This window comes from Pseudomonas sp. 5.2, assembly GCF_059025405.1.
Map to the genome: position 1 here is coordinate 77,848 of NZ_JBYBHH010000013.1, position 25,718 is coordinate 103,565.

Sequence of the window (25,718 nt, forward strand, 5' to 3'; positions counted from 1 at the left end):
CCGTCCATAACAACAATAAAAGGGACAACACATGTTCAAGCCTGAACGGGGTATCACCTGCCTGCGCCTGGCCCTGCTGGCAGCACTGGCTTTGCCAGTGCATGCCCGCGCCGACTTCGTCGCCGACAGCCAGGGCAGCCTGGAGCTGCGCAACTTCTACCAGAATCGCGATTTTCGCCAGAGCGGTGCCAAGGCCTCGCAAGTCGGCAACTGGTCGCAAGCCTTCATGCTCCGAATGCAGTCCGGTTTCACCGACGGGCCTGTCGGGTTCGGGCTGGATTATCTCGGCCTGCTGGGGGTCAAGCTCGACTCAGGGCGTGGCCGCAGCGGCGACGGCACGCTGCCTTTTGGCTCGCAATCAGGCCGGCCGGTGGACGACTTCAGCCACATGGGGGTTACCGGCAAGCTGCGCGTGGCCAAGACCCGACTCGACGTCGGCATCCTCACCCCGACCTTGCCCGTGGTCTTCCGTGATGACATGCGCCTGATGCCCCAGACGTTCGATGGCGCGCTGCTGCAGTCGCAGGACGTCGAACGGCTGACCCTCACCGCCGGGCAACTCTGGCGCTCACGCACCCGCGAATCGTCAGGCAGCGACCGCATGTACCTGGCCGGTCGCAGCGCCGACTTCGACAGCGGCGCCTTCGATGTACTCGGCGCCAGCTATGACGTGGGCCACGGTTTGATCGCCAGCGTCTTTCGCGGCGAACTGCACGACGTCTACAGGCAAGACTACTACGGCCTGGTGCACACGCTGCCACTGGGGCCAGGGATGTCGCTGCTAACCGACCTGCGCTACTTCGACAGCAACAGCGCCGGCACTGCCAAGGCCGGCAGCGTCGACAACCGCAACTTCAACATGATGAGCACCTTCAGTGTTGGCGCGCACAAGGTTGGCGTGGGCTACCAGCGCATGTACGGCAATGACGCCTTCCCCACCCTGAACGGCTACACCCCGCCGTACACCGCCAACCTGGTCACGATCGGCACCTTCACCAGTGCCGGCGAGGTCTCCTGGCAGGCCCGCTATGACTACAACTTCGTCGCCCTTGGGCTACCCGGGCTGAGCTTCATGACCCGCTACGTGCGGGGCGACGAGATCCGCACCGGCGCTGCCGACGGCCATGAGTGGGAACGCGACACCGACCTCGCCTACGTGATTCAGGCCGGCTACTTCCAGGGCCTGGGCCTGCGTTGGCGCAACGCGGCCTATCGCTCCAGCTACGCCAGCGACATGGACGAGAACCGGCTGATCCTCAGCTACACCCTGAAACTCTGGTGAATCCCCCTACACCTGCCCTTCGAGGTACTTCCATGAGCCAGACCTTCGAGACTCTGCAACACACGCAGAGCACTGCCAGCACCCACCGCCAGGTCAGTTGGCGGATCATGCCGCTGCTGCTGATCAGCTACGTGTTCGCCCACCTGGACCGCATTAACATCGGCTTCGCCAAACTGCAGATGAGCAACGACCTGCAATTCTCCGACACCGTGTACGGCCTGGGGGCCGGGCTGTTCTTCGTCGCTTATGCGATGTTTGGCGTGCCGGCCAACCTGGTGCTCGACAAGCTCGGCCCGCGGCGCTGGATCGCCCTGATGATGGTGACCTGGGGGCTGCTCTCCAGTGCCATGCTGCTAATTGAAAGTGCCCAGGGTTTCTATGCCCTGCGTTTCGGCCTCGGGGTGGCCGAAGCCGGTTTCTTCCCGGGCATTCTGGTCTACCTGTACCGCTGGTTCCCGGCTGGGCGCAGGGCGTCGATCACGGCCCTGTTCACCCTGGCGGTGCCTATGGCCGGCGTAGTCGGCGGCCCGGTATCGGGCTGGATCCTCGAACACATGCAAGACACCGCCGGGCTGCGCGGCTGGCAGTGGATGTTCCTGATCGAAGGCCTGCCAGTCGTGGCGCTGGGCCTGGTGATACTGGCGCGGCTCGACGACCGCATCGAAGACGCACGCTGGCTCAGCGACGCGCAGAAGCAGGCGTTGCGGCAAACGCTGGCCGGCGAAGAAGCGCGCAAACAGATCAGTTCCTGGCGCGGCATCTTTGCCAATGGCCAGGTCTGGCTGCTGGTGGCGATCTATTTCGCGGTCATGCTGGCGGTCAACACCCTGGCCTTCTGGATGCCGACGCTGATCCACGGTTCGGGGGTTGCCCACGACAGCCAGGTTGGCCTGCTCAGTGCCCTGCCCTATCTGGCGGGCTGCTTCTTCATGATTGCCGTGGGGCGTTCTTCCGACCACCACAAAGAGCGGCGCTGGCACTTGTGCGTGCCGATTCTGATGTGCGCGTTGGGCTTGACCCTGACCGGCCTGCAGCCGCAGTCACCGCTATGGGTCATGGCCGGCCTGGCCATTGCCGGCATGGGCGCCAGCAGCGCATTGCCGATGTTCTGGCAGTTGCCACCCGCCTATCTGGCCGGCCCGATACTGGCGCCGGGGCTGGCGCTGATCAGCTCGCTGGGCAGTGTCGCCGCTTTCGTGGCGCCTTACCTGATCGGCTGGATGCGCGATAACACGCAAAGTGCCAGCCTGGCGCTGTACCTGTTGTCGCTGGTGATCGCCTTGGGGGCGCTGCTGGTGCTGCGTACCTCGGCTGCGGTGGTCAACCCACGCTGAGGCGAGGTACGCAGGCAGGCGTGGCTAGGCCGCGCCAGCCTTCAGCAACTATCCCTCTCAGGGACGAACTGCAGTCACTTCGATCTCAACACGCCAGGCTGGGTGAGCCAAGCCTGCAATCTGGAACGCGGAACGTGCAGGCAGGACTGGCTGCTTGGCGTCTGGGCCGAAGAACTGGGTGTAGCCGGCCATGAAGCCGTCGAAGTCCATCTTGCCGCCGTTCTCCGGGCCGCCTACCAGGAATACCTGCATCTTCACCACATCCTTCAGGCCCAGACCGAGGTCTTTGAGCTGCTTCTGGATGTTCTCCAGCACATTGATGGTTTGTGCTTTGGTATCACCGAAGGATTCCAGCGAATCCTTGGCTGCCTCTGGGTGAATAGCCGACGGAACGGAGCCGCTCAGGTAAACGACGGTCTTGCCTGCGGGTACTTCGACAGCTGCCGAAATGGGGAAACTGCCTGCGCTGTGGCGCACGACATCCTGTGCATGAACGCTCCCGGCACCAGCAATTGTCAGGGCCAATGCAGCAACGGTCTTGAAAGCGACCTTCATGTGTTTCTCCTAGTTGATTACCACGGGTGATGTGCACGCCTCGACGAGGCATGCACGGTCATTCCATTGTCGTAGCGGGGTTTAGAATCGATACAGGCTAAACGGTGTTGGGTCCAGCACTGGGGCTTTGCCCAGCAGCAGGTCGGCCGTCAATTCGGAAGACACCGGGCTTTCTGTCATGCCCCAACCGGTCGCGGTGTTGATGACCAGGCCAGAGTACTCTTTGACGGTCGAGATGATCGGGTTTTCGTCCGGGGCGATCGCCATGGCGCCGCTCCACTGATCGATCAGTTTCGACTCGGCGAAGGCTGGGAATTCGACCTTGAGTTTTGCCAGCGAGGCATTGAGCTCTGGAAGGTCAGGGGCCGCCGTCATCAGCCTGTTTTTCTCGAACGGCGACACTTCATCCAGCTTCCAGCTGGTTGGCTGAAGGAACGAATCGATCAACTGCTTGTTGAGCGAGACGTGAACCGGGAAGTCCGGGATGGCCAGCAGTGGCAGGTACTTGTAGCCATACATGAAGGACTCTTTGACCACCGGCGCAACCACGACGCGCGGCGAGGTGGCGTAGGTGCCGTCAGCCTGCTCGCGGAAGTAGATGTTCCCTGGCAACGCAACGTTACCGCCCGGTGCGCGAGGTGCCGCGCTGATGATCTGCTGGGACTGGTAGGCAGGCAAGGTCGGTACATCGACCCCCAGGTTCTGCATGAACAGCCTGGACCAGGCACCGCCGGCCACGACGACGCGAGAGGTCTTGATGGCGCCCTTCTCGGTCACCACGTCGGAGATGGCACCTGCTTGGGTTTCCAGCCCACGCGCGGCGCAGTGGGTGTAGATGCGCACGCCCATTTTCTTGGCGTACTCGGCCATAACGTACGAGGCACGCTCGGCGTCCAGGCTGCCCGAGTCTTCCTCGAAGCCTGCGATCTTCCAGCTGGACGAGGCACCGCGCAGGCGCTGCTCAAGTTCAGTGCCTTGAATGATGCGGGTCTTGAAGGGGATGTCGGAGCCAACCTCACGGGTTTTGAGGTCGATCCACTTTCTGACGCCTTCCAGGTCCTCTTCATCGAAAGGCACTTCGACACGGCCTTGGGTGCGGTAGCTGGTGTCAGCACCAACCTTGGCATTCATTTCGCGCCAGCGTTGCTTGGCAAGGTGGTGCAACTGGAAGGTCGCATCCGGCATCTTGTAGGTCATGACCTGGCCATAGAACCGGCAGGACTGCTCGCCGGCAATATCACCTTTCTCAACGATGACGACCGACAGGCCACGCTCGACCAGGTTGATCGCGGTGGTAAGACCGAGAATGCCCGCGCCGATGACGACCACGTCTGCTTGCTTGGGCAGCACACCCTCGGTGCCTTCGACAAAACCGAACCGCGGTTTGCCGGGGATCAACCGACCCTCGCGCGTCAGCATAGGGGTAAGAATCCCCGCACCTGCCGCAGCTGCCACAACGCCGCCGCCAATCAAAAACTTACGCCTGGTCATTCCCATGACACTTTCCTTTCCTAGCATTCAGTATCGGTTACATCAGCCCGAACAACGGGCGCATGCAAGGCCGACAGCCCACCTGGCCAACTATGCGGCCATTGTGTGAGGCTGACGGTTCAAATTGAGGGCGGCTATTCTGGTGATGCTGCACTGCGGGAGGAATCGCTGGGGGCAAATACTTAGTTCATGTATTTCGTAACTTTCACACAAAGGACATAAATAGTTGATATGGCGACGTGACGACTGCGTAAGTGGCGCTGTCCACACGTTGGCAATTAGCCGGCCACACCTTCTTTGAACTAATTGGTTAACCCTGCGCCCTAAGCCTGAGCAGCAAGACCATTGCCACTCACTAGAAAGGTTCGATCATTTATGAAACGTGAACAGATTGAAGGTGTTGCAGAGCAGGTAACCGGTAAAGCACAAAGCGCGGTGGGTCGGCTGATTGACGACCCTGCCCTGGAAGCTGAGGGTGATGGGCGCCAGGTCGCTGGCCAACTCACTAAAAGCTACGGTGACGCATTGAATAACGTTTCTACTTTTGTGAAAGAGAAGCCCATCGCAGCGCTGGCCATTGGTGCAGCCATCACGTTAGTTCTGAGCCGCCTGTTGCGGCGTTGAGCATGAGAGATCACGGGCCCTTAATGCCAGTCAGTTTTAGGCGTTATCGGGGGTAATTGGGGCTGCTGCGCAGCCCATCGCAGCGGTTCGGCGCCCCGACAAGCCAGCTCCTACAGGGATCGCGTATTTCTTGTGAGTCGCGCTAACCTGTAGGAGCTGGCTTGTCGGGGCGCCGAACCGCTGCGATGGGCCGCGCAGCGGTCCCCTAGGCCCTAACTGACTGAAACCCAAGGAAGAAAGAATGTCGGACCACTGTGGGATGCTTGCTCAACAAAAATACCAGCTGGCATCAAAAAAACTGCTCTTCGTTTTACTAGGGGTTTTCTCGCTCACGCAACTACCCCACGCCTTCGCAGAAAACGCCAATGGTAAAACCCTTTTCCTGCAAAGATGTGCGGTATGCCACGGAGCAGATATCAAGGGAACCGGGGCGTTAGCCACTAAAAGCAACCCTCCCACACCTGACCTTACAACGGCTGCCTTCAAGAAACGCCTGAACGACTACCCAGGCGTTATTGTGGCGTCAGTGATACTTCGGCCAAATGGAAACTTGATTCCAAAGACGCTGCAGGAGAACGGTGTGAAAATCCCGCCGCACGCCTGGAGCGTTCAGGATTTTCGCGATCTGAATCAATACATGACGGGTGTTATTTCAAGAACCCGTTGATCTTGAGCGCACCGGCTAGCGTACTTAAAACGCCGGCACCACATCACCGTGATAGCGATCGAGGATGAACGCCTTCACCTGCGGCGAGTTCAGCAACGCCCCCAGCTTTTGCACCGCAGGGTCGTTGGCCTTGTCCCGGCGCACATACAGGTAGTTGGCATACGGCGACTCAGCACTTTCGATAAACAGCGCATCCCTGTGCGGTACCAGCTTGGCCTCCAGCGCGTAGTTGGCGTTGATCAGCGCCATGTCTACCTGGCCCAGTACGCGCGGCAGCATGGCGGCTTCAAGCTCCTTGAACTTCAGGTGCTTGGGGTTGCTGGTGATGTCGGCGGCGGTTGCCATGATGTTGCTCGGGTCCTTGATGGTGATCAGCCCCTGCTTGGCGATCAAAAGCAGCGCCCTCCCGGAGTTGGTGGGGTCGTTGGGGATCGCGACGGTGGCGCCGTCCTGCAGCTCGGCGACCGATTTGATCTTGCTGGAATAGGCACCGAACGGTTCGATGTGCACAGCCACGACCGGTACCTGATCGCTGCTCGGGCGGTCTTTCTGGTACGCCTCGTAGTAAGGCTTGCTCTGGAAGTAGTTGGCGTCTAGTCGGCCCTCGTCAACCTGGCGGTCTGGCTGGATGTAGTCAGTGAACACCTTTACCTCGAGCTCCACCCCCTGCTTGGCCAATTCGGGCTTGAGGAACTCGAGGATTTCGGCGTGAGGCACGGGCACCACGGCGATCTTGAGCGTTTCGGCCTGTGCAGTACCGAGGGTGGCCGCCAGCAGGGCAAGCGAAAGTGCAATGCGCTTCACGAGAGTGTTCCTTCGAATCGTTTGAGGGTGAAAGAGGACAGGTCAAGGTCGGTGGAGCCGCGGGTACACCACTGTGCAAAGGCTTCGCCCAAGGCAGCCGAGTGTTTGAAACCGTGGCCAGAACAGGCCGACACCACCAGGGTGTGCTTGAGCGTGGGGTGTTGGTCGATGATGAAGTGCCTGTCCGGGGTGACGGTGTAAGCGCACACGGCCGACTTGAGGACTTTGTCGGTAACCCCGGCAATACGGCCTTGCACTTGCTGCTCGTACATTGCGCGAGCTTGTTCGGCAGACACACTGCGGTCCAGCAAGTCGGGCTGTGAAGCCGTGTGGTACTGGGCCGTGGCAATTTTCAAGCTGCCCTCGCCGGGCTGCGCAGGGAAGCCGTAGTTGATGTTGTTGTCGCCGCGCCCATGGGTGAGGATGAACGTGGGCGATGCGCCCTCCAGGCCTGCACCCGGCTCAAGCTCAAACCAGAACAGCATTTGCCGGTAGACACTCAGCAACCGGTCGAAGGGCTCACCCAACAACCCGCCCGCCCAGTTACCGGCGCTGAACACCAGCTTGCCGGCCTTGACCGTGCGCAGGTTGGTGGTAACCGTGACGCCGTGCTCATCCGAACTGATACCGGTCACCGTTTCGCCAGTGTGCAATGTGGCGCCGTGCTGCTCTGCCAGGCGCAACTGCACCTCGATGCAGCGCTCGGGGCGCACGAAACCGCCACCGGGCTCGAAGTAGCCGATCGCGTCATCGCGCACGTGTGCGAATTGTGGGAAGCGCTGGCGGATTTGCTTGGCATCGAGCACTTCGTGTTCGATGCCATAGGCCTTGGCCAACCCGATGGTGCGCAGGGTGAAGTCGCTTTTATCGTCGGGGTCGAAGTCGGGGCTGGACGTCAGTGCGAGCAGGCCAGACTGTTCGAACAACGACTCGCCGGACAGCGCTTCCAGTTCTCGCCAGAGCTGCTGGGCCCGTTTGACGATGGGCACATACTGCGCGCCCTCGCCTACAGAAAGCCGGGTGATGCGTGTATCGCCGTGGCTTGAGCCAAGGGTATGCGGGGGATGATAGCGGTCGATACCGACCACATCGACACCCGCCTTGGCCAACTGATACAAGGTGGCGGCGCCCATGGCGCCCAGACCGATGACGATGACTTCACAGTGCTCCACGGGCAGCGCTCGCTCAAAAAGGCGCTAGTTGAAAGCAGGCGGGCTCGGGAGACAAAGAATTAAAGGGTATATCGTTATGCCTATGTGTTCTCTGGAAGGCCTGAGCCAGAGCGGGTCCAGACTTTCAGGAGCCGGCTTGCCGGCTCCCATAGGCCTCACCTGAATCAATTCTTGACCCTGGTGCCTTCAATCCAGGTGGTTGATGCACACCACCTTGGGCTGGGTCATGTCCTCATAGGCAAACCGCACCCCTTCGCGGCCCAGGCTGCCGTACTTGAAGCCCCCAAACGGCATGGCGTCGAAGCGGTAATCGGAGGAGTCGTTGATCATCACGCCACCGGCCTCGATCCGCCGCGCCAGCTTCAGCGCCGTCGACAGGTCTCGGGTGAATACCCCTGCATGCAGGCTGTATTCCGGGGCATTGGCCAGGGCAACGGCCTGGTCGAGGGTGTCGAACGGCTCCAGGATTACTACGGGGGCGAACACTTCCTGCAGCCAGATACGGCTGTCGTGGCTGACCGTTTCCAGTACCGTAGGTGCGTACAGAGCACCTTGTCGGCGATGACCGCAAAGCAGCGTCGCCCCCTGCCCCAGCGCTTCTTCCACCAGTTGCTCGGTACGGCGGGCCGCCTGCTCGGTAACCATCGGGCCGACATCCGTGTCCGGGCTGGCGGGGTCACCCAGCTGCAAAGCCTTGGATTGCGCGACGAACTGCTCGCGGAAGGCTTCGTACACCGCGCGCTGCACCAGAATCCGTTGCGTGCCGATGCAGTTCTGCCCCGCCGCCCAGAAGGCCCCAGAGACACAGGACTCCACGGTCGGCCCCAGGTCACAGTCCTCCAGCACCAGTACAGGCGCATTGCCGCCCAGGTCCATGGCGAGCTTTTTGAGCCCTGCGCTGCGGGCGATCGATTCGCCGGTGGCAAAACCGCCGGTGAACGAAATCATGCGCACCTCACGCAACTCGACCAGCGCCTTGCCCAGTTCGACACCACCGGTTGCCGTGGTCACCACGTTTTCGCCAAGCCCGGCCTGCACCAGGCAATCGACCAGTTTCAACGCCGACAACGGCGCCAGCTCAGACGGTTTTAGGATCACCGCATTGCCCCCGGCAATCGCCGGGCCCAGCTTGTGCGCCACCAGGTTCAGCGGGTCGTTGTAGGGCGTGATTGCGACAATCAGGCCCAGCGGTTCGCGGCTGAACCAGCCTTGGCGGGCTTCGGACCCTTCATAGGCTTCGAACGGCACCACCTCCCCGGCATTGCGCCGGGCTTCTTCGGCGGACAGCTTCAGCGTGTTCACACAGCGCTTCACTTCCTTCTGGGCCTGACGCAGGGTTTTACCGGCTTCGGCCACGATCAAGTTGGCGAACGCAGCCGCATCGGCTTCGACCAACCGCGCCGCTTCTTCAAGAATGCGCGCGCGACGGTGCCGGGGCATCGCTGCACTTTCAAGGCACCCCGCCCGTGCGCGTGCCAGCAAGGCGGGCACGGCCGTGGCGTCCAGATTGGGCACACGCCCCACCAGACGGCCGTCGAAGGGGCTGAATACGTCGATGTGGCTCGGCGCTACAGCGTGAACACTGGCCATGCGAGATACGCTCATAAAGGCTCCGTTACTGACGCGGGGTGGTGTGCAGGGCGATGATGTCGGAGAGCAAGGCATAGGCAGTTTCGATACGCCCTGCGCCCGGCCCGGACACCGTGACCGCCCCCAGCAGCCCACTGTTGAACGACACCGCATTGACCGCGCCATTGATGCCGGCAAGCGGATGATCGAGCGGCAACAAACGCGCTTCGACACTCGCGGACACCGTGCCGTCAGCGCCCTTGCTGGCAGCGCCGATCAGTTTCCAGCACTGGCCCGTGGCCTGCGCCTTGACGATATCCGACGCACTGATGCCGCTGATGCCCGAGCACACCACGTCGCTGACGCTCAAGCGCGCATCCAGCAACTCGTTGGCCAGGATCACCACCTTCAGGCGCACGTCATAACCTTCGACATCTGCCGTCGGGTCGGCCTCTGCGTACCCCAGTTGCTGCGCCTGGGCCACCGCATCCGCGAACGACATGCCGTCTTTCATGCGGGTCAGCACGTAGTTGGAGGTGCCGTTCAGAATGCCTTCGAAGCCTTGAATCTGCGAACCTGCCAGGGCCTGCTTGGCCAGGCGGATCACCGGGGTGCCGCTCATAACCGCGCCTTCGTATTCGAACGCGACATTGTGGCGGCGCGCCAGCGCCTTCAGTTCAGCGCCGTGCAATGCAATCGGCCCCTTGTTGGTGGTCACCACATGGATGCCACTCTCCAGCGCCCAGCGGCAGAAGGTGGCCGCCGGCTCGCCATCGACCGGGTTGGTGAAGGTAGCCTCAGCGATGATGTCCGCGCCGGACTGCTTGATGACGGTCTCGTTGAACGCCTCGGCAGTGCCCCCTGCAATCAGGGCGAGCGCGCCCTTTTCGGCGGGCAAGGCTGCCAGCGCGGCAGCGTCCAGGCCATTGCGGTCGACCACCGAACCGAGGAACAGGTCGGTGACGCCGACGATCTTCAGGCTGAAGCCGAGGGTGGCCTGCCAGCTGTCATTATGCGTTGCGATCAACTGGGCCAGGCCTCTGTTGACACCGCCAAAACCGACCAGGGCAATGTTGTATTCAGTCACGAAGGCATTCCTTTTTGCTGTTGTTTGATGGGCCTAGCGTACGAGCCGGTTACGGGCAGTTGAATAGGCCAAAGTGCCGTATTTATTGGGCGTTCTGCCCACACGCGAAATGGCCACTTTACGGATGCCACAGGTAGCTCGCGTTCCCTGTCGGAGCGGCCTTGTGTCGCGAAAGGGTCGCAGAACGCCCCCCAGGTTTCAGCATCGCCGCCTGAATTGTGGGGGCTGCTCTGCAGCCCTTTCGCGACAAAAGGCCGCCCCTACAGAAAGGGGCACGCGCAGGGGAGAATGGGGGTTAGAAGACAGCGGAGAGAACAAACGAGGTAACGGTGTTTTCAACACCCGGCATGCCGGCGATTTCTTTCCAGACGGCGTGGACCCGTTCCGGGGTCGCCGCAGCAACCCTCAGCATCAAGTCGAACTCGCCACTGAGCACTTCGCACTGGATCACTTCAGGGAGAGTGCGCAATTTGGCCAGCACGTCGTCACCGCGCATGCGGTCGTAGCGATAGACGAAAATCGCCGCGCTGATCAACGATGAAGGGCGGCGGGAATCCCCCAGCCGAACGGTGTAGCCCTGTATCGCGCCATCGCGCTCAAGCCGTTCGATACGCTGGCGCACCGCATTGCGCGAGAGGTTGACCTTGGCCCCAAGTTCGGCATGGGCGATCCGCGCATTGGCAGTCAATTCGGCAAGAATGCGCTCGTCCAGCGGGTCGAGGATGCGTTTCATGCCGGCCTCGACTGCGCTGCCAGCAGGGCCTGGCACAAGCCATCAAGGTCCCCTCTGCACAAGGCTGGCGACCCGTCTTGCACCACGGGCTGCGGTGCAAGCTCACCCTCCCACACGCCCAACTGCGCCAACAGCGCAGCCGACTTGGCCGGCGCAATCTGGCCCAGGGTCACCATCGGTGCGCCCAGGCTGCGTCGATGCATGCGGCCGGCCAGCGCGCCGACAGCCGTGTGCGGGTCGACCAGCGCTGCGGCTTGCGTGCGCAGCTTGATGACTTCGCTGCGCACCTCGGCCTCATCCACCGCATAAGAGTCGAACAACACCCGCGCCTGAAGCCATTGCGCATTGCCGATGCTTAATTCACCGCAAGCCTCGAACTGCGCCATCAGTGCCGCAACGCTGCTGCCACTGCGCCCGTACAGCTCCCAGATGAAGCGCTCCAGGTTCGAATAGAGCGAGAAGTCCATGGCCGGTGACAATGTGCGCTGACTGGCGTGCGGCGCGTAGCGATTGCGGTGCAGAAACCGGTGGAGGGCATCGTTGCTGTTGGTCGACACGATCACCTGGTTGATCGGCAGGCCCATTTTCTGCGCAATGAAGCCGGCGTAGATCTCTGCGAAACTCGCTGCGGGCACACTGAACCCGACCGGGCGGGTGCCGCCCCCCAGTTGCAGCGCCGCGTGGAAGTAGAACACGATCTGGGCAAGTACCCCGACCCAGTTGGTGGAGTTGAAACACACCGGTATCAACCCTTCCAGCGGCCAGGCACGGAACAGCCGCGCCACCAGGGTCTGGCAGTCATCGAAACTGCCATCGACGGGTATCAGCTGAACACTGGCAGGGTCACCCGCCTGCAAGGCGGCCAGGCGGTCTGCCGGGATCTCGTTGCGGGGGTAGAGAATCGCCAGGCGCACCTTCGGCCTGGAAGCGAAGGCTTGGATGGCGGCAATGCCGGTATCGCCATTGGTGGCACCAACCACCAACGCCGCTTCGCCCGACTGCTCGAGAAAGTGGCTGACCAGCCGCGCCTGAAGCTGTGCGGCAAAGTCCTTTGAGGTATGGGTAGGGCCATGAAACAGCTGCAGGATCCATTCGTTATGGCCAATCTGCTGCAGCGGCGTGATGGCACGATGGCTGAAGGTCTTGTAGCTGTCGCTGAGCAGCGCACGTAATGCTTGATCATCGATGGCATCGCCGACGAAGGGCGCGATCACCCGCCAGACCAGCTCATCGAACGGCAGCCATGACCAACTGGCGATCTCCTCCGGGCTGATCACCGGCAAGTGTGCTGGCACATACAGCCCGCCATCAGCGGCAGGCCCCGACAGCACCACCTCACGGAAGTCCGCCCGTACATCACCGTTGCGGGTACTTACGTAGTGCATGAAAACTCCACAGGGTTACAAAGGCCGGTGCGCGTGTGCCACCAGCCAGGAAGAAAACAGCGCGGCATCGGGCGGCAATGGGCGGCCCTGCTCGCGTACCAGGTAAAACGACTCGCTCGCTTCGATGCGCTGGCTGAACGGCGCGACCAGTTGGCCGTCCCTGAGCAGGTCCTCGACCACCGAGGACCGCGCCAGCGCCACCCCCTGCCCCAGCTCGGCCATGCGGATGGTGGACACCAAGGTGTCGAACTGCAGCCCGCGCGAATAATCGACATCGTCCGCGCCCACCCGCTTGAGCCAATACCCCCAGCCCTCCTCATAGCCCAGCACATGCAGCAGCGGGTGGTGCCTGAGGTCGCGTGGTTCGCGAATGGCCGAGCGCGCCATCAGTGCCGGCGAACACACCGGCACCAACACGTCCCAGGTCAAGCGTTGGGCATGCAGGCCGGGCCATTCGCCATTGCCCCAGCGCACTTCCAGGTCGTCCTCGCCATCGGGCGCCTTGACCCAGAGGTTGCTGATGTAGCGGATATCGATGTGCGGGTGCTGGCGGCTGAAGTCCGGCAGCCGCGGGGCAAGCCAGTACTGCAGAAACGACAGGCTGCCACGCACCTTCACGGGGCCGCGCTTGTGCTGGCCGAAAATCTCGTTGGTGCCCACCGCCAGGCGGCTGATCGCATCCTGCACCACCGGCAGGTACGACTGCCCTTCTTCGGTGAGGCCCAGGCCCCTGGGCAAGCGCTTGAACAAGGCCACGCCCAGGTGGCTTTCGAGTTGCCGAATCTGCTGGCTTACCGCGCCTTGGGTCAGGTGCAGTTCCTCCGCCGCGTGGGTAAAGTTCAAGGCGCGTGCCGACACTTCGAACGACCGCAGCCAGTTGAGCGGCGGCAGGGATTTTTGCTTCATCGACACGACCTCGTTCACAGTTGAATCCGTGCATCATGAACCGGTTTGTTCAGGTCGCGCCAACACCCGCGCCTGCCGATGCCGCAGCCGCCAGGCGCTGTGCACGTTTGTTGCGGGTTACCCAGTAGACGAAGTAGCACCAGGCAATGAACGGGATACCGAAATACAGGGCAACACGCTGCTCCGGGTCGAAGGCAATGCCGACACACGCCAGCACGCAACAGGCAATCGCGCCCAGCGGCACCCACGGGTAGCCGCGCACCCTGAAGTGCAGGTCTTCGACCCGGCCGCCATTGGCCACATAGTGCCGGCGGAAGGCCATCTGGCTGGCGGCGATGCTCATCCACACCACCACCACCGCCAGGCCGGAAATCGACACCAGCGCCAAGTACACCGTGTCTGGCGCCAGCACGCTGCTGAGCAACGACGCCGCGGCGCCGGCCATGCTCAGCATGATGGCGTTGACCGGCGTGCCGCGTGGCGACAGGCGGGCGAAGCACTTGGGCATATGTCCCTGGTCACTGAGCGTCCACAGCATCCGCGAGGCCGCGTACAACCCGGAGTTGGCGGCCGACAGCAGCGCGGTGAGGATCACGAAGTTCATGATGTCTGCCGAGTACGGAATGCCGATCAGGTCGAAGACCATGACGAACGGGCTTTCGACCAGGCCTGCCTGTTCACGCGGCAGCAAGGTGGCCAGGACGATGATGGTGCCGACGAAGAACAGCGCCAATCGTACTACCGTAGTACGTATTGCCTTGGGCACGCTGTCCTGTGGGTCTTTTGCCTCACCGGCGGCAATGCCGATGAGTTCGGTGCCGGAGAAGGCGAACGACACCGCCAGCAACGTCATTGCGATCGGCAGCAAGCCGGTCGGGAACAAGCCTTCGCGGGTGAAGTTGGACAGCCCGATGCCCTGCACGTGCTGCACATCGAGCAGGCCAAAAATCGCCGCCCCGCCGATGGCGATGAAGGCGATCACCGTCAGCACCTTGACCAGCGACAGCCAGAATTCGGTCTCGGCAAACAGGCGTACCGACACCACGTTGCTGACCAGTACCGTGATCGCGAACAACGCACTCCAGATCCACACCGGCGTGTCGGGGAACCAGCGCACCATCAGGATACCCGCCGCGGTGAACTCCGAGCCGATCGCCACCGTCCAGGTCAACCAGTACAGCCAGGCCACCGTGTACCCGGTGCCAGGCCCCAAATAGCGGGTTGCATAACTGCTGAACGAGCCGGTTTCGGGCATCTGCACCGCGAGTTCACCCAGGCAGACCATCACCAGGTAGACCATGACCGCGCCGACGATATAGGCGATGACCGCGCCCAAGGGCCCGGCCTGGTTGACCGTGTAGCCTGACGTCAGAAACAGGCCAGTGCCGATCACGCCGCCCAGCGCCAGCATGACGATATGGCGCGTGTGCATCTCTTTCTTGTACCCGGCCGGGTGGCCCGACGCCGCGTTTGAGTGTTCGGTGGACATAGTTGAGTTCTCATGAAGTGGCTGGCACAGCAGCCGGCAGGCGACCCTGAGGCCGCCACCGTCGCTGTGTCAGCGGCTGTTATTGTTATGGCTTTCATGAATCATGAAGGGCGTGCCCGACGCCTCAGGTGGACACTTCGACGTGCCGGCCACAGGTGTCGCTGCCCTGCCCCTGCGCGCGTTCGACCTGCACAGCGGCGAACGCCTGGCGCAGGTCTTCCAGCAGGTCGGCGGTATCCTCGATGCCGACCGACACCCGCACCAGGCCTTCTGAGATGCCCAGTGCCTGGCGCTCTTCCAGGGTGTTTTCCACGTGGCTGGTTGTCCGTGCCGGCCCGTAGATGGTTTCCACTGCACCCAGGTTGCCGGCGCGGTGGGCGTAGCGCAGCTTGGGCAGCAACTTGACGACGGTGTCCATCCCGCCCACCAGCACGAAACTGACGATGGCGCCAAAGCCGCGCATCTGCGCACTGGCGATCGCGTGGCCCGGGTGCCCAGGCAACCCGGGGTAGTTGACCGACTCGACCAACGGCTCGCTGCACAGGTACTCAGCCAGAGCCTGGGCGCTGGCCTGCTGTTGGCGCAGGCGCAGCGCCAGGGTCTTGATGCCGCGAATGATCAAGTACGCGGAAAACGGGTCCAGTGAAGCGCCGTTGATTTCGCGGTAGTGACGCACCTGCGCCATCAAGGCTTCGCTGCCGCAGACCACCCCACCCAGCACATCGCCATGGCCGGAAAGGAACTTGGTCGCACTGTGCACTACCACATCGACGCCCAGCAGCAGCGGGTTCTGGTTCAGCGGCGTGGCGAAGGTGTTGTCGGCAACGACCAAGGCGCCCACACGCTTTGCTGCGGCCACCAAGCGGCGGATGTCGAGGATTTTCAGCGTCGGGTTGCTCGGGGTCTCCAGGTAGACCACATCGCAACCCCGGGCGATTTCACGCTCCATGGCGTCGGTGTCGAGGGTGTCGCACAGCGTCACCTCGACGCCCTGACGGGGCAGGAATTCTTCGAAAATCTTGTTGGTGCCGCCGTAGCTGTCGCGGGTCGAGACCACGCGTTTGCCATTGCACAGGAAGGTATGCAGCACACCGCTGATGGCCGCCATCCCGGTGCTGAAGGCCACGGCCGACTCGGCGTGTTCCAGTGCGCAGAGTTTGTCCTCGAGGACCGCAACCGTCGGGTTGCTCATGCGGCTGTAGATGAAGCCCGGCTGTTTGCCCAGCGCGATGTCGTACCAGGCGTCGATATCCTGGTAGCCGTAGGCGGCACTGGCGATGATCGGGGTCTGGGTAGCATTGAAGGGGTGCTCGACTTGTTCCCCCTCCCACACCACCCGCGTCCCGATACCCGGCTGCACGCCGTTAGCGACCTTTGCTTGGTTATTCATGTCATTGTCTCGCATCGATGAAACACGGCGGTGTTTCGACTGGTCTGCGAGGACTATAGAGCGCACCTGCGCCCATGAAAAACGATGCAATTGGGCCCTAAGGGGCGCTTATTTTAATGGCTTACCAAGCCGCCTGCGCCGGGCAAGCCATCCGGGTTTTAAGCATTACCCGGTGGGAGCAGCCTTGTGCTGCGAAGAGGCCGGTGAAAGCAACCAACATTGTTGTGTTTTCACCGGCCTCTTCGCAGCGCAAGGCTGCTCCTACCCAGATTTGGGGCGCAGCGCCACTGCACGTGACCTGCGGTTTGCGACAATCTTTAATGGCTTACCAAGCTGCCTGGGCAGGGCAAGCCATTCAGGGTTTATGCATTACCCGGTAGGAGCAGCCTTGTGCTGCGAAGAGGCCGGTGATAGCAACCAATATTGTTGTGTTTTCACCGGCCTCTTCGCAGCGCAAGGCTGCTCCTACACAGATTTGGGATGCCCCGCCACTGCACGTGACCTGTGGTTTGCGACAAACTTTAATGGTTTGCCAAGCCGCCTGCGCCGGGCAAGCCATTCGGGGTTTACGCATTACCCGGTAGGAGCAGCCTTGTGCTGCGAAGAGGCCGGTGATAGCAATGAACATTGTTGTGTTTTCACCGGCCTCTTCGCAGCGCAAGGCTGCTCCTACACAGATTGGGGGCGCAGCGCTATTGCACATGGGCCTGCAGCGCTTGCTGGTCGGCATGGTAGGAGGAGCGCACCAGCGGCCCGGACGCCACGCTCTTGAAGCCCATCGCCAAGGCCCGTTCGGCAAACCAGGCGAAGGTGTCCGGGTGCACGAAGCGCTGCACCGGCAGGTGGCTGCGCGACGGTTGCAGGTATTGCCCCAGGGTCAGCATGTCGACCTGGTGCTCGCGCATGCGCTGCATCACCTCGATCACTTCTTCATCGGTTTCACCCAGGCCCAGCATCAGCCCGGATTTGGTCGGTACGCTGGGCACACGGCGTTTGAAATTCTCCAGCAGGTCCAGCGACCACTCGAAGTCCGAGCCCGGCCGTGCCGCCTTGTACAGGCGCGGCACGGTTTCCAGGTTGTGGTTGAACACGTCCGGCGGCTCCTGCGCGGTGATGGCCAGGGCCACGTCCATGCGCCCGCGGTAGTCCGGCACCAGGGTCTCCAGCTTGACGCCCGGCGACAGCGTGCGGATTTCACGCAGGCAGTCGACGAAGTGCTGGGCGCCGCCGTCGCGCAGGTCATCGCGGTCCACCGAGGTGATCACCACGTACTTCAGGCGCAGGTCGGCAATGGCAATCGCCAGGTTCTTCGGCTCATCGGCATCCAGCGGTTTCGGCCGCCCGTGGCCGACGTCGCAGAATGGGCAACGGCGGGTGCAGATATCACCCATGATCATGAAGGTCGCCGTGCCACCGGAGAAGCACTCGCCCAGGTTTGGGCATGAGGCTTCTTCGCAAACACTGTGCAGCTTGTGCTTGCGCAGCAGCGCCTTGACCCGTGCGACCTCGGGTGACGTGGCAATGCCCACGCGAATCCAGTCAGGTTTGCGCGGCACCTCCTCGGTGGGCAGGATCTTCACCGGGATGCGCGCCACTTTGTCGGCGCCGCGCAGTTTCACACCGGCTTGCAGGGGCTGCGGACGCGTGGCGGCAGGCAGGGTCTGGTTCATGTTCATGCTCCGGCAATCAAGGCTTCAGCCACGGTAATAACGTTGAGCCACAAAGGGTGTGCGTACCACCTGCATCGGCACCCGCTTGCCTCGCACCAAGGCGAAGACTTCGGTTTCCAATGCCGCGTGCGCACTGTGCACGTACCCCATCGCCAACGGCCCGCCCAGGCTGGGGCCGAAACCGCCGCTGGTGACGCGGCCGACTTCCTGGTCGTTGGCATCGACGATCAGCGCCCCTTCGCGCACCGGTACACGCGCTTTGGGCATCAAGCCCACCCGTTTACTGGCCACGCCCTCGCGTTGCTGGGCAAAGAGGCGTTCGGCCCCCGGAAAACCGCCGGCCCGCACGCCCTCGGCACGTCGAGCCTTGGAGATGGCCCAGGTCAGGCTGGCCTCGATCGGAGTGCTGCGCGCGTCCATGTCATGGCCGTACAGGCACAGCCCGGCCTCCAGGCGCAGCGAATCGCGGGCGCCCAGGCCGATGGCCTCGACCTCAGGCTCGCCCAGCAGCGTGCGGGCGAGCATTGCCGCCGCCTCGGCCGGCACCGAGATCTCGAAGCCATCCTCACCGGTATAACCCGAGCGGCTGACGTAGCAGTCAACACCCAGCAGCTTCACACGGGCGAACTGCATGAAGGTCATGGCGCTGACCTGGGACGCCAGGCGCCCCAGCACCTTGGCCGCCGCAGGCCCCTGCAGGGCCAGCAAGGCGTGGCTTTCGAACAGCGATTCGACCTCGCACTGCCCTTCCAGATGCTGCTTGAGGTGCAGCAGGTCCTGGTCCTTGCAGCCAGCGTTAACCACCAGCAACAGTTCGTCACCGCCCAGGTTGGCCACCATCAGGTCGTCGAGGATGCCGCCGTCGTCGTTGGTGAACAGCGCATAACGCTGCATGCCCACCGGCAGGTCGAGGATGTCGACCGGCACCAGCGCCTCCAATGCCTTGGCAGCGCCGGCGCCGCGCAGGCGAATCTGCCCCATGTGCGAAACGTCGAACAGGCCGGCCTGCTCGCGGGTATGCAGGTGCTCCTTGAGCACCCCCAGCGGGTATTGCACCGGCATGGCGTAGCCGGCAAAGGGCACCATGCGCGCGCCGAGTTTCAGGTGCAGGTCATGCAGTGGTGTTTGTTTGAGTTGTTCTGTGGACATGAACGATTCCCCGTAGTCGATTCAGGCGCGATAGACCGGATATTCCGCGCACAGCCTGGCCACCGACGCGGCCACCTGGGCCTCGACATCGGCATCGCCAAGGTGGTCGAGGATGTCGCAGACCCAGCCGGCCAGGGCCACGCATTCAGCCACCTTGAAGCCACGGGTGGTGACCGCCGGGGTGCCGATGCGCAGGCCCGAGGTAACGAACGGCGACTGCGGGTCGTTCGGTACGGCGTTCTTGTTGACGGTGATGTGCGCGCGGCCCAGGGCGGCGTCGGCATCTTTACCGGTGAGGCCCTGACGGATCAGGCTGACCAGGAACAGGTGGTTGTCAGTGCCGCCGGAAACCACGTCGTAGCCGCGGTCGATAAATACCTGGGCCATGGCCTGGGCGTTTTCGATCACTTGTTGCTGGTAGGCCTTGAAGCCTGGCTCCAGCGCTTCCTTGAAGCACACGGCCTTGGCGGCGATGACGTGCATCAGCGGGCCACCCTGGGCGCCGGGGAACACGGCAGCGTTGAGCTTTTTCTCGATCTCTGGGTTGGACTTGGCCAGGATCAAACCGCCACGTGGGCCGCGCAGGGTCTTGTGGGTGGTGGTGGTGACCACGTCGGCGAACGGGATCGGGTTCGGGTACAGGCCCGCAGCAACCAGGCCGGCAACGTGGGCCATGTCGACGAACAGCAGCGCACCGACCTTGTCGGCGATGGCGCGGAAGCGCGGGAAGTCGAGGGTCTTGGAGTAGGCCGAGAAGCCAGCGACGATCATTTTCGGCGTGTGCTCGACCGCCAGGCGCTCGACTTCGTCGTAGTCGATCAGGCCGGTCTTGGTGTCGATGCCGTATTGAACCGCGTTGTACAGCTTGCCCGAGGACGACACTTTAGCGCCGTGGGTCAGGTGGCCGCCGTGGGCCAGGCTCATGCCCAGGAGGGTGTCACCAGCCTGCAGCAAAGCCAGGTACACCGCGCTGTTGGCCGAGGAACCCGAGTGCGGCTGGACGTTGGCGTAGTCGGCACCGAACAGCTGCTTGGCGCGCTCGATGGCCAACTGTTCAACCACATCGACGTGCTCACACCCCCCGTAGTAACGCTTGCCTGGGTAGCCTTCGGCGTACTTGTTGGTCAGCTCGGTGCCCTGGGCCTGCATCACTTGCGGGCTGGTGTAGTTTTCCGAGGCGATCAGCTCGATGTGGTCTTCCTGGCGTTGTACTTCGCGGCTGATGGCCTCCTGCAGCGCAGGGTCGAAGTCGGACAGGGTGAGGCTTTTATGGAACATGTGGGTGCTTCCTTATTGTTGGGGGCAGGCCAGGCCCGGACGGGGTCCGGGCCTGGGCAGTCAGGCGTCCTGGTAGACCGACATGGGCGGGCAGGCACAAGCCAGGTTGCGGTCACCGTAGACGTTGTCCACGCGCCCCACCGGCGGCCAGTACTTGTTCTCGCGCAGCGTTTGCAACGGGTACACCGCCAGCTCCCGGCCGTAGCGATGGGGCCATTCGCCCACGAGTTCGCTGGCGGTGTGTGGGGCGTTTTTCAGCGGGTTGTCGAGCGCGTCGAAGGTGCCATTTTCCACGGCGCGGATTTCCTCGCGGATGCAGATCATCGCCTCGCAGAAGCGGTCCAGCTCTTCCTTGGACTCGCTCTCGGTCGGCTCGACCATCAGCGTGCCAGCCACCGGGAACGACATGGTCGGGGCATGGAAGCCGAAATCGATCAGGCGCTTGGCCACGTCCTCGACGCTGATGCCGCTGCTGTCCTTGAGCGGGCGCAGGTCGAGGATGCATTCGTGGGCGACCAGGCCATTCTCGCCGGTGTACAGCACCGGGTAGTGCTCCTCCAGGCGCCGGGCAATGTAGTTGGCACTCAGAATCGCCAGCTGCGAGGCACGCTTGAGCCCTTCGCCACCCATCATGCGGATATACATCCAGGTAATCGGCAGGATGCTCGCACTGCCATAAGGCGCTGCGCAGACGGCACCTTGTTTATGTTCCAGGTGTGCGTGGCCAGGCAGGAACGGCGCCAGGTGCGCCTTGACCCCGATCGGGCCGACACCGGGGCCACCACCGCCGTGCGGGATGCAGAAGGTTTTGTGCAGGTTGAGGTGCGACACGTCGCCGCCGAACTTGCCCGGCGCGCAGAGGCCGACCATGGCGTTCATGTTGGCACCGTCCAGATACACCTGGCCGCCGTGCGCATGGATGATGTCGCAGATGCGGGTGATGCCCTCTTCGAACACCCCGTGGGTCGAGGGGTAAGTGATCATCAGCGCGGCCAGTTGCGCCCGGTGCTGCTCGGCCTTGGCTTGCAGGTCGGCCACATCGACGTTGCCGCGCTCATCGCAATTGACCACCACCACGCGCAGGCCGGCCATCTGCGCCGTGGCCGGGTTGGTGCCGTGGGCGGACGAAGGGATCAGGCAAACATCACGGTCCGCTTCACCACGGCTGGCGTGGTAAGCGCGGATGGCCAGCAGGCCTGCGTATTCCCCTTGCGAGCCGGCGTTGGGCTGCAGCGACATCGCGTCATAGCCGGTGGCCTCGCAGAGCATCGCCTGCAGTTCGTCCGTCAGTTGCCGATAGCCGAGCGACTGTTCGGCCGGGGCGAACGGGTGCAGGTTGGCGAACTCGGGCCAGGTGATCGGGATCATCTCGCTGGCGGCGTTGAGCTTCATGGTGCACGAGCCCAGCGCGATCATGGTGCGGTCCAGCGCCAGGTCCTTGTCGGCCAAGCTGCGCAGGTAGCGCATCAGTGCTGTTTCAGAATGGTAGCGGTTGAACACCGGGTGCTGCAGGAACGGGCTTTCGCGCAGCAGCTGCACCGGTAGGCAATCGCCACAGCCCTCTGCCAGGGCGACGAAGGCCGGAAGCGCCTGGCCCGGGGCGGCGAACACCTGCCACAAGGCCTCGACACTGGCCTGCTCGCAGGTTTCATCCAGTGACAGGCCGACCCGCTGGGCGTCGATCGGGCGCAGGTTCAGGCCGGCCCCTTGGGCAGCAGCCAGCACATCGGCCGCAGGCCTGGCAGTGACCACGCTGACGGTATCGAAGAAGTGCGCTTGTTCCACTGCGTGCCCGAGCTGCAGCAGCCCTTGCACCAGCACTGCCGTTAACCGGTGCACACGCTGGGCGATCTGCGCCAGGCCTTGAGGGCCGTGGTACACCGCGTACATGCTGGCGATGTTGGCCAGCAGCACCTGCGCGGTGCAGATGTTGCTGGTCGCTTTCTCGCGGCGGATGTGTTGCTCGCGGGTCTGCATGGCCAGGCGCAGCGCCGGCTTGCCAAAGCGGTCGATGGAGACACCGACCAGGCGGCCGGGCATGTCGCGTTTGAACGCATCGCGCGTGGCGAAGTACGCCGCGTGCGGGCCGCCAAAGCCCAGCGGCACGCCAAAGCGCTGGGCGCTGCCCAGCACCACATCGGCATCGAACTCGCCCGGCGGGGTCAGCAGGGTCAGCGCCAGAAGATCCGCGGCCACCGCCACCAAAGCGCCGACGGCATGGGCGCGTTGCACCAGGGCCCGGTGATCGGCGATAGCCCCAGTGCTGGCCGGGTACTGCAGCAACAGGCCGAAGTACGCCTCAAGGCCCTGGCCTTCCAGTGCCGCTTCATCACCGATGACCACCTCGATACCCAGCGGCTGGGCACGGGTGCGCAGCACGTCGAGGGTTTGCGGGTGGCAGTGGCGGGACGCGAAAAAGGCCGGTGCCTTGCTCTTTGCCAGGCGCTTGCAGAAGGTCATGGCTTCTGCCGCAGCGGTGGCCTCGTCGAGCAAGGAGGCGTTGGCGATCTGCATGCCGGTGAGGTCGCAGACCAAGGTCTGGAAATTGAGCAGCGCTTCCAGGCGGCCTTGGGAAATCTCTGGTTGATACGGCGTGTAGGCGGTGTACCAGGCTGGGTTTTCCAGCAGGTTGCGCAAGATCGGCGTCGGCGTGTGGCACGGGTAGTAGCCTTGCCCGATGTGGTTGCGAAACAGCTGGTTCTTCGCGGCGATGGCCTTGAGCGCAGCCAGGGCCTCGGCCTCGCCCTGCCCTTTGCTCAGTTCAAGCACGCTGGTGCCTTTGATGCTGCCTGGGATGACGCTGTCGACCAGGGCCTGCAGGGAGCCATGGCCGGTCAGCGCCAGCATCGCCTCGATATCGTGCTCACGCGGGCCAATGTGGCGAGCGATGAACTCATTATCCGTGGTCAATGGAAACGGTGCGTTGTGCATGTCGATACCCTGGCTCAGGCGTTGTCGGCCAGGAAGCGGTCGTAGCCGTCCTGGTCCATCAAGGTGTCGAGGTCGGCGAGATTGGCCACCTGGATACGGAAGAACCAGCCGTCCTGCATCGGCGAGGCATTGACCAGTTCCGGGTCGTCGGCCAGGGCCTGGTTGACCGCCACCACCGTACCGTTCAGGGGCATGCTGATGTTGCTGGCGGCCTTCACCGACTCCAGCACTGCGACTTCATTGCCCTCGCCGTACTCGCCCGGCTCTGGCAACTGCACGAACACCACGTCCCCCAGCGCCTCCTGGGCATAGGTGGTGATGCCGACAGTCAGTTCGCCAGTCGCTTCCAGACGCAGCCATTCGTGTTCGGGGGTAAAACGCAGCATGCTCATGGATCTTCCTCTCTTGTTATCAGGTAGGTCCCGGTACAGGACTGAAAACTACAAGAGCAAGGGCGATGCCAACTTGATTAAATCCTTTTATTTCAATGGCTTGAGATACAAGCCGGCGCCAATCCAGTCGGCCCAGGCGGAACGAATAAGCTCCAGTGCATCGCCCCGGCAGGCCTGCGTGCCGGGGCGTGCCAATGAACGCGGGGACCTCGCCGAACTGGAGTGCAATCACTCCAGTGGAACGCATTGACACCAGGGTGCTACGCCCGGGTAGCAATGCCGTATTTGCGCAAGCGCTGGCCGATGGCCGTGTGCGACGTCTGCAAGCGTGCGGCCAGTTGCCGGGTCGAGGGATAGGTTGCATAGAGCTTTTCCAGCAGGGATTTTTCGAACCCCTGCACGGCCGCTTCCAGGCTGATGATTTCGTGTACGTCGGCCTGCTGGCTGCTCAAGGCGGTGCCGGCCAACTCCAGGTCGTCGCAGTCGATCACCTCCCCTTCGCTGATGGCCGCGGCGCGGAAAATCACGTTCTGCAACTGGCGCACGTTACCCGCCCAGCGGTTGCCCAGCAGCAGCGGATGGGTCGCCAGCGCCAACCGGCAGGGCGAGCGCTGTATCTGCGCGCAGGCCTGGCGCAGGAAGTACTCGGCCAGCAGCAGGATGTCCTTGCCTCGCTCGCGCAAGGGCGGCACCTTGAGGTTGAGCACGTTGAGGCGGTAGTACAGGTCTTCGCGGAAGCTGCCTTCGACCACCATGCTTTCGAGGTTGCGGTGGGTGGCACAGACCACCCGCACATTCACCCGCACTTCACCGCCACCGCCGACGCGGCGGAAGCTGCCGTCATTGAGAAAGCGCAACAGCTTGGCCTGCAGGTAAGGCGACATCTCCCCCACTTCATCGAGAAACACCGTGCCGCCATCGCCCAGCTCCAGCAGGCCGGGCTTGCCGCCGCGCTGGGCGCCGGTGAATGCGCCAGCGGCGTAGCCGAACAGCTCGCTCTCGGCCAGGCTCTCGGGCAAGGCGGCGCAGTTGAGGGCCAGGAACGACGCATCGCGCCGGGCACTGAGGGCGTGGCAGGCGCGGGCGACCAACTCCTTGCCGGTGCCCGTCTCGCCCTGGATCAGCAGCGGCGCCTCAAGGCCAGCCACCTTGTGCAGGCGCACCTTGAGTTCCTTCAGCGCCGTGGAATCGCCCAGCAGCCCCTCCAGCCCTTCGGTGTGGTCGTGCAGCAACGACGCCAGGCGCTCGCCGATGCGGCTTGGCGGGTACAGGGTAAGCAGGCCGCCCACCAGGGCATCGGCACCGCCGCTGATGGGCGTGGCTTCCAGCAACAATGCCTGGCCCTGGAAGCCGACCTCGCACATGGGCAGGCGAAAGCCCTTGTCGATCAGGGTTTGGGCCAAGTCGGCCTCGGCAAACAGCCGCGACAACGGCTCGCCGGCCGGCTCGCGGCCAATGAGGTTGACCAGGGTGGGGTTGGCCAGCAGTACATGGCCGCCGGGGTCCACCGCCAGCACCGGGTCACTCATCGACGCCAGCAGGGCCTCCAGTTGCAGGCGCCGGCGGTGGCCAGGCAGGAAGTCGACCAACTCGACCGCCTGCACCCCCACCACGCGCAACAGCGCACCGTAGAGCTCGTCCAGCACGGCCTGTGACAGCGCCGGGGCGTCGATGTAGACGTTGGGCGGGATCATTTCCACCGCGTCCAGGTTGAGGTTGCGCGCCCCTAGCAGTGCCAGGATTTCCTGGGTGATGCCGACGCGGTCGATGAAGGTGACGTGGATTCTCATCGTGATTCCCTGGTTGGCGA

At 63.1% G+C, this 25,718-nt stretch carries 21 protein-coding genes; 4 read left to right on the forward strand and 17 right to left on the reverse strand.

The window, feature by feature from the left end; translation table 11 throughout:
• Positions 1–31: 31 nt before the first annotated feature.
• Positions 32–1,282: an OprD family porin gene (locus AC5PZ0_RS19600; protein ID WP_493855552.1), complete on the forward strand. Its 1,251-nt coding sequence runs from the start codon at positions 32–34 to the stop codon at positions 1,280–1,282.
• Positions 1,283–1,314: 32 nt separating this feature from the next.
• Positions 1,315–2,616, forward strand: coding sequence for an MFS transporter (locus AC5PZ0_RS19605; RefSeq protein ID WP_493855553.1), 1,302 nt, complete (start codon positions 1,315–1,317; stop codon positions 2,614–2,616).
• A gap of 57 nt (positions 2,617–2,673) precedes the next feature.
• Here AC5PZ0_RS19605 and AC5PZ0_RS19610 read toward each other — a convergent pair whose 3' ends face one another.
• Both AC5PZ0_RS19610 and AC5PZ0_RS19615 read right to left on the reverse strand, forming a co-directional pair.
• Positions 2,674–3,171 (reverse strand): RidA family protein, encoded by a 498-nt coding sequence (locus tag AC5PZ0_RS19610; protein ID WP_033694339.1) that lies wholly within the window; start codon positions 3,169–3,171, stop codon positions 2,674–2,676.
• An 81-nt stretch (positions 3,172–3,252) separates the two neighbouring features.
• On the reverse strand, positions 3,253–4,644 hold the full coding sequence (locus AC5PZ0_RS19615; RefSeq protein ID WP_202883856.1) for an NAD(P)/FAD-dependent oxidoreductase: 1,392 nt from the start codon (positions 4,642–4,644) through the stop codon (positions 3,253–3,255).
• 393 nt (positions 4,645–5,037) lie between these two features.
• On the opposite strand from AC5PZ0_RS19615, the gene AC5PZ0_RS19620 reads away from it, so the two are divergent.
• Together AC5PZ0_RS19620 and AC5PZ0_RS19625 are read left to right on the forward strand one after the other, a co-directional pair.
• Complete coding sequence (locus AC5PZ0_RS19620) at positions 5,038–5,286, forward strand: CsbD family protein (protein WP_027596354.1); 249 nt, start codon at positions 5,038–5,040, stop codon at positions 5,284–5,286.
• Between the two features lie 259 nt (positions 5,287–5,545).
• On the forward strand, positions 5,546–5,953 hold the full coding sequence (locus AC5PZ0_RS19625; protein ID WP_493855619.1) for a c-type cytochrome: 408 nt from the start codon (positions 5,546–5,548) through the stop codon (positions 5,951–5,953).
• 24 nt (positions 5,954–5,977) lie between these two features.
• On the opposite strand, the gene AC5PZ0_RS19630 is transcribed toward AC5PZ0_RS19625, so the two are convergent.
• The 15 genes from AC5PZ0_RS19630 to gcsR all read right to left on the reverse strand — a co-directional run bounded on the left by AC5PZ0_RS19630 (position 5,978) and on the right by gcsR (position 25,698).
• Positions 5,978–6,757: a MetQ/NlpA family ABC transporter substrate-binding protein gene (locus AC5PZ0_RS19630; RefSeq protein WP_493855554.1), complete on the reverse strand. Its 780-nt coding sequence runs from the start codon at positions 6,755–6,757 to the stop codon at positions 5,978–5,980.
• Complete coding sequence (gene solA, locus AC5PZ0_RS19635; protein WP_493855555.1) at positions 6,754–7,929, reverse strand: N-methyl-L-tryptophan oxidase; 1,176 nt, start codon at positions 7,927–7,929, stop codon at positions 6,754–6,756. The genes AC5PZ0_RS19630 and solA overlap by 4 nt, the downstream gene beginning before the upstream one ends.
• 186 nt (positions 7,930–8,115) lie before the next feature.
• Positions 8,116–9,534 (reverse strand): aldehyde dehydrogenase family protein, encoded by a 1,419-nt coding sequence (locus AC5PZ0_RS19640; RefSeq protein ID WP_265968240.1) that lies wholly within the window; start codon positions 9,532–9,534, stop codon positions 8,116–8,118.
• Between the two features lie 10 nt (positions 9,535–9,544).
• A complete protein-coding gene (locus AC5PZ0_RS19645; protein ID WP_493855556.1) occupies positions 9,545–10,585 on the reverse strand; it encodes a homoserine dehydrogenase in 1,041 nt (346 codons plus the stop codon).
• 295 nt (positions 10,586–10,880) lie between these two features.
• Positions 10,881–11,318, reverse strand: a complete 438-nt coding sequence (locus AC5PZ0_RS19650) for an Lrp/AsnC family transcriptional regulator (RefSeq protein WP_027596349.1) — start codon at positions 11,316–11,318, stop codon at positions 10,881–10,883.
• Positions 11,315–12,703: a threonine synthase gene (gene thrC / locus AC5PZ0_RS19655; RefSeq protein ID WP_493855557.1), complete on the reverse strand. Its 1,389-nt coding sequence runs from the start codon at positions 12,701–12,703 to the stop codon at positions 11,315–11,317. Before thrC ends, AC5PZ0_RS19650 begins: the two co-directional genes overlap by 4 nt.
• A 15-nt stretch (positions 12,704–12,718) precedes the next feature.
• Positions 12,719–13,609 (reverse strand): LysR substrate-binding domain-containing protein, encoded by an 891-nt coding sequence (locus tag AC5PZ0_RS19660; protein WP_027596347.1) that lies wholly within the window; start codon positions 13,607–13,609, stop codon positions 12,719–12,721.
• A gap of 49 nt (positions 13,610–13,658) precedes the next feature.
• Positions 13,659–15,098 carry an amino acid permease gene (locus AC5PZ0_RS19665; RefSeq protein ID WP_027596346.1) on the reverse strand — a complete coding sequence of 480 codons (1,440 nt, stop codon included), beginning with the start codon at positions 15,096–15,098 and terminating at the stop codon, positions 13,659–13,661.
• Between the two features lie 124 nt (positions 15,099–15,222).
• Positions 15,223–16,488, reverse strand: coding sequence for a cystathionine gamma-synthase family protein (locus AC5PZ0_RS19670; RefSeq protein ID WP_454243495.1), 1,266 nt, complete (start codon positions 16,486–16,488; stop codon positions 15,223–15,225).
• A 692-nt stretch (positions 16,489–17,180) separates the two neighbouring features.
• A complete protein-coding gene (lipA, locus tag AC5PZ0_RS19675) occupies positions 17,181–18,158 on the reverse strand; it encodes a lipoyl synthase (RefSeq protein ID WP_493855558.1) in 978 nt (325 codons plus the stop codon).
• Positions 18,159–18,182: 24 nt separating this feature from the next.
• Positions 18,183–19,307 (reverse strand): glycine cleavage system aminomethyltransferase GcvT, encoded by a 1,125-nt coding sequence (gene gcvT, locus AC5PZ0_RS19680; RefSeq protein WP_493855559.1) that lies wholly within the window; start codon positions 19,305–19,307, stop codon positions 18,183–18,185.
• Between the two features lie 21 nt (positions 19,308–19,328).
• Positions 19,329–20,585, reverse strand: coding sequence for a serine hydroxymethyltransferase (gene glyA / locus AC5PZ0_RS19685; protein ID WP_493855560.1), 1,257 nt, complete (start codon positions 20,583–20,585; stop codon positions 19,329–19,331).
• 60 nt (positions 20,586–20,645) lie between these two features.
• Complete coding sequence (gcvP, locus tag AC5PZ0_RS19690) at positions 20,646–23,516, reverse strand: aminomethyl-transferring glycine dehydrogenase (protein WP_493855561.1); 2,871 nt, start codon at positions 23,514–23,516, stop codon at positions 20,646–20,648.
• Between the two features lie 14 nt (positions 23,517–23,530).
• Positions 23,531–23,908 (reverse strand): glycine cleavage system protein GcvH, encoded by a 378-nt coding sequence (gene gcvH, locus AC5PZ0_RS19695; protein WP_027596340.1) that lies wholly within the window; start codon positions 23,906–23,908, stop codon positions 23,531–23,533.
• Positions 23,909–24,168: 260 nt separating this feature from the next.
• Positions 24,169–25,698, reverse strand: coding sequence for a transcriptional regulator GcsR (gcsR, locus tag AC5PZ0_RS19700; protein ID WP_027596339.1), 1,530 nt, complete (start codon positions 25,696–25,698; stop codon positions 24,169–24,171).
• Positions 25,699–25,718: the final 20 nt, after the last annotated feature.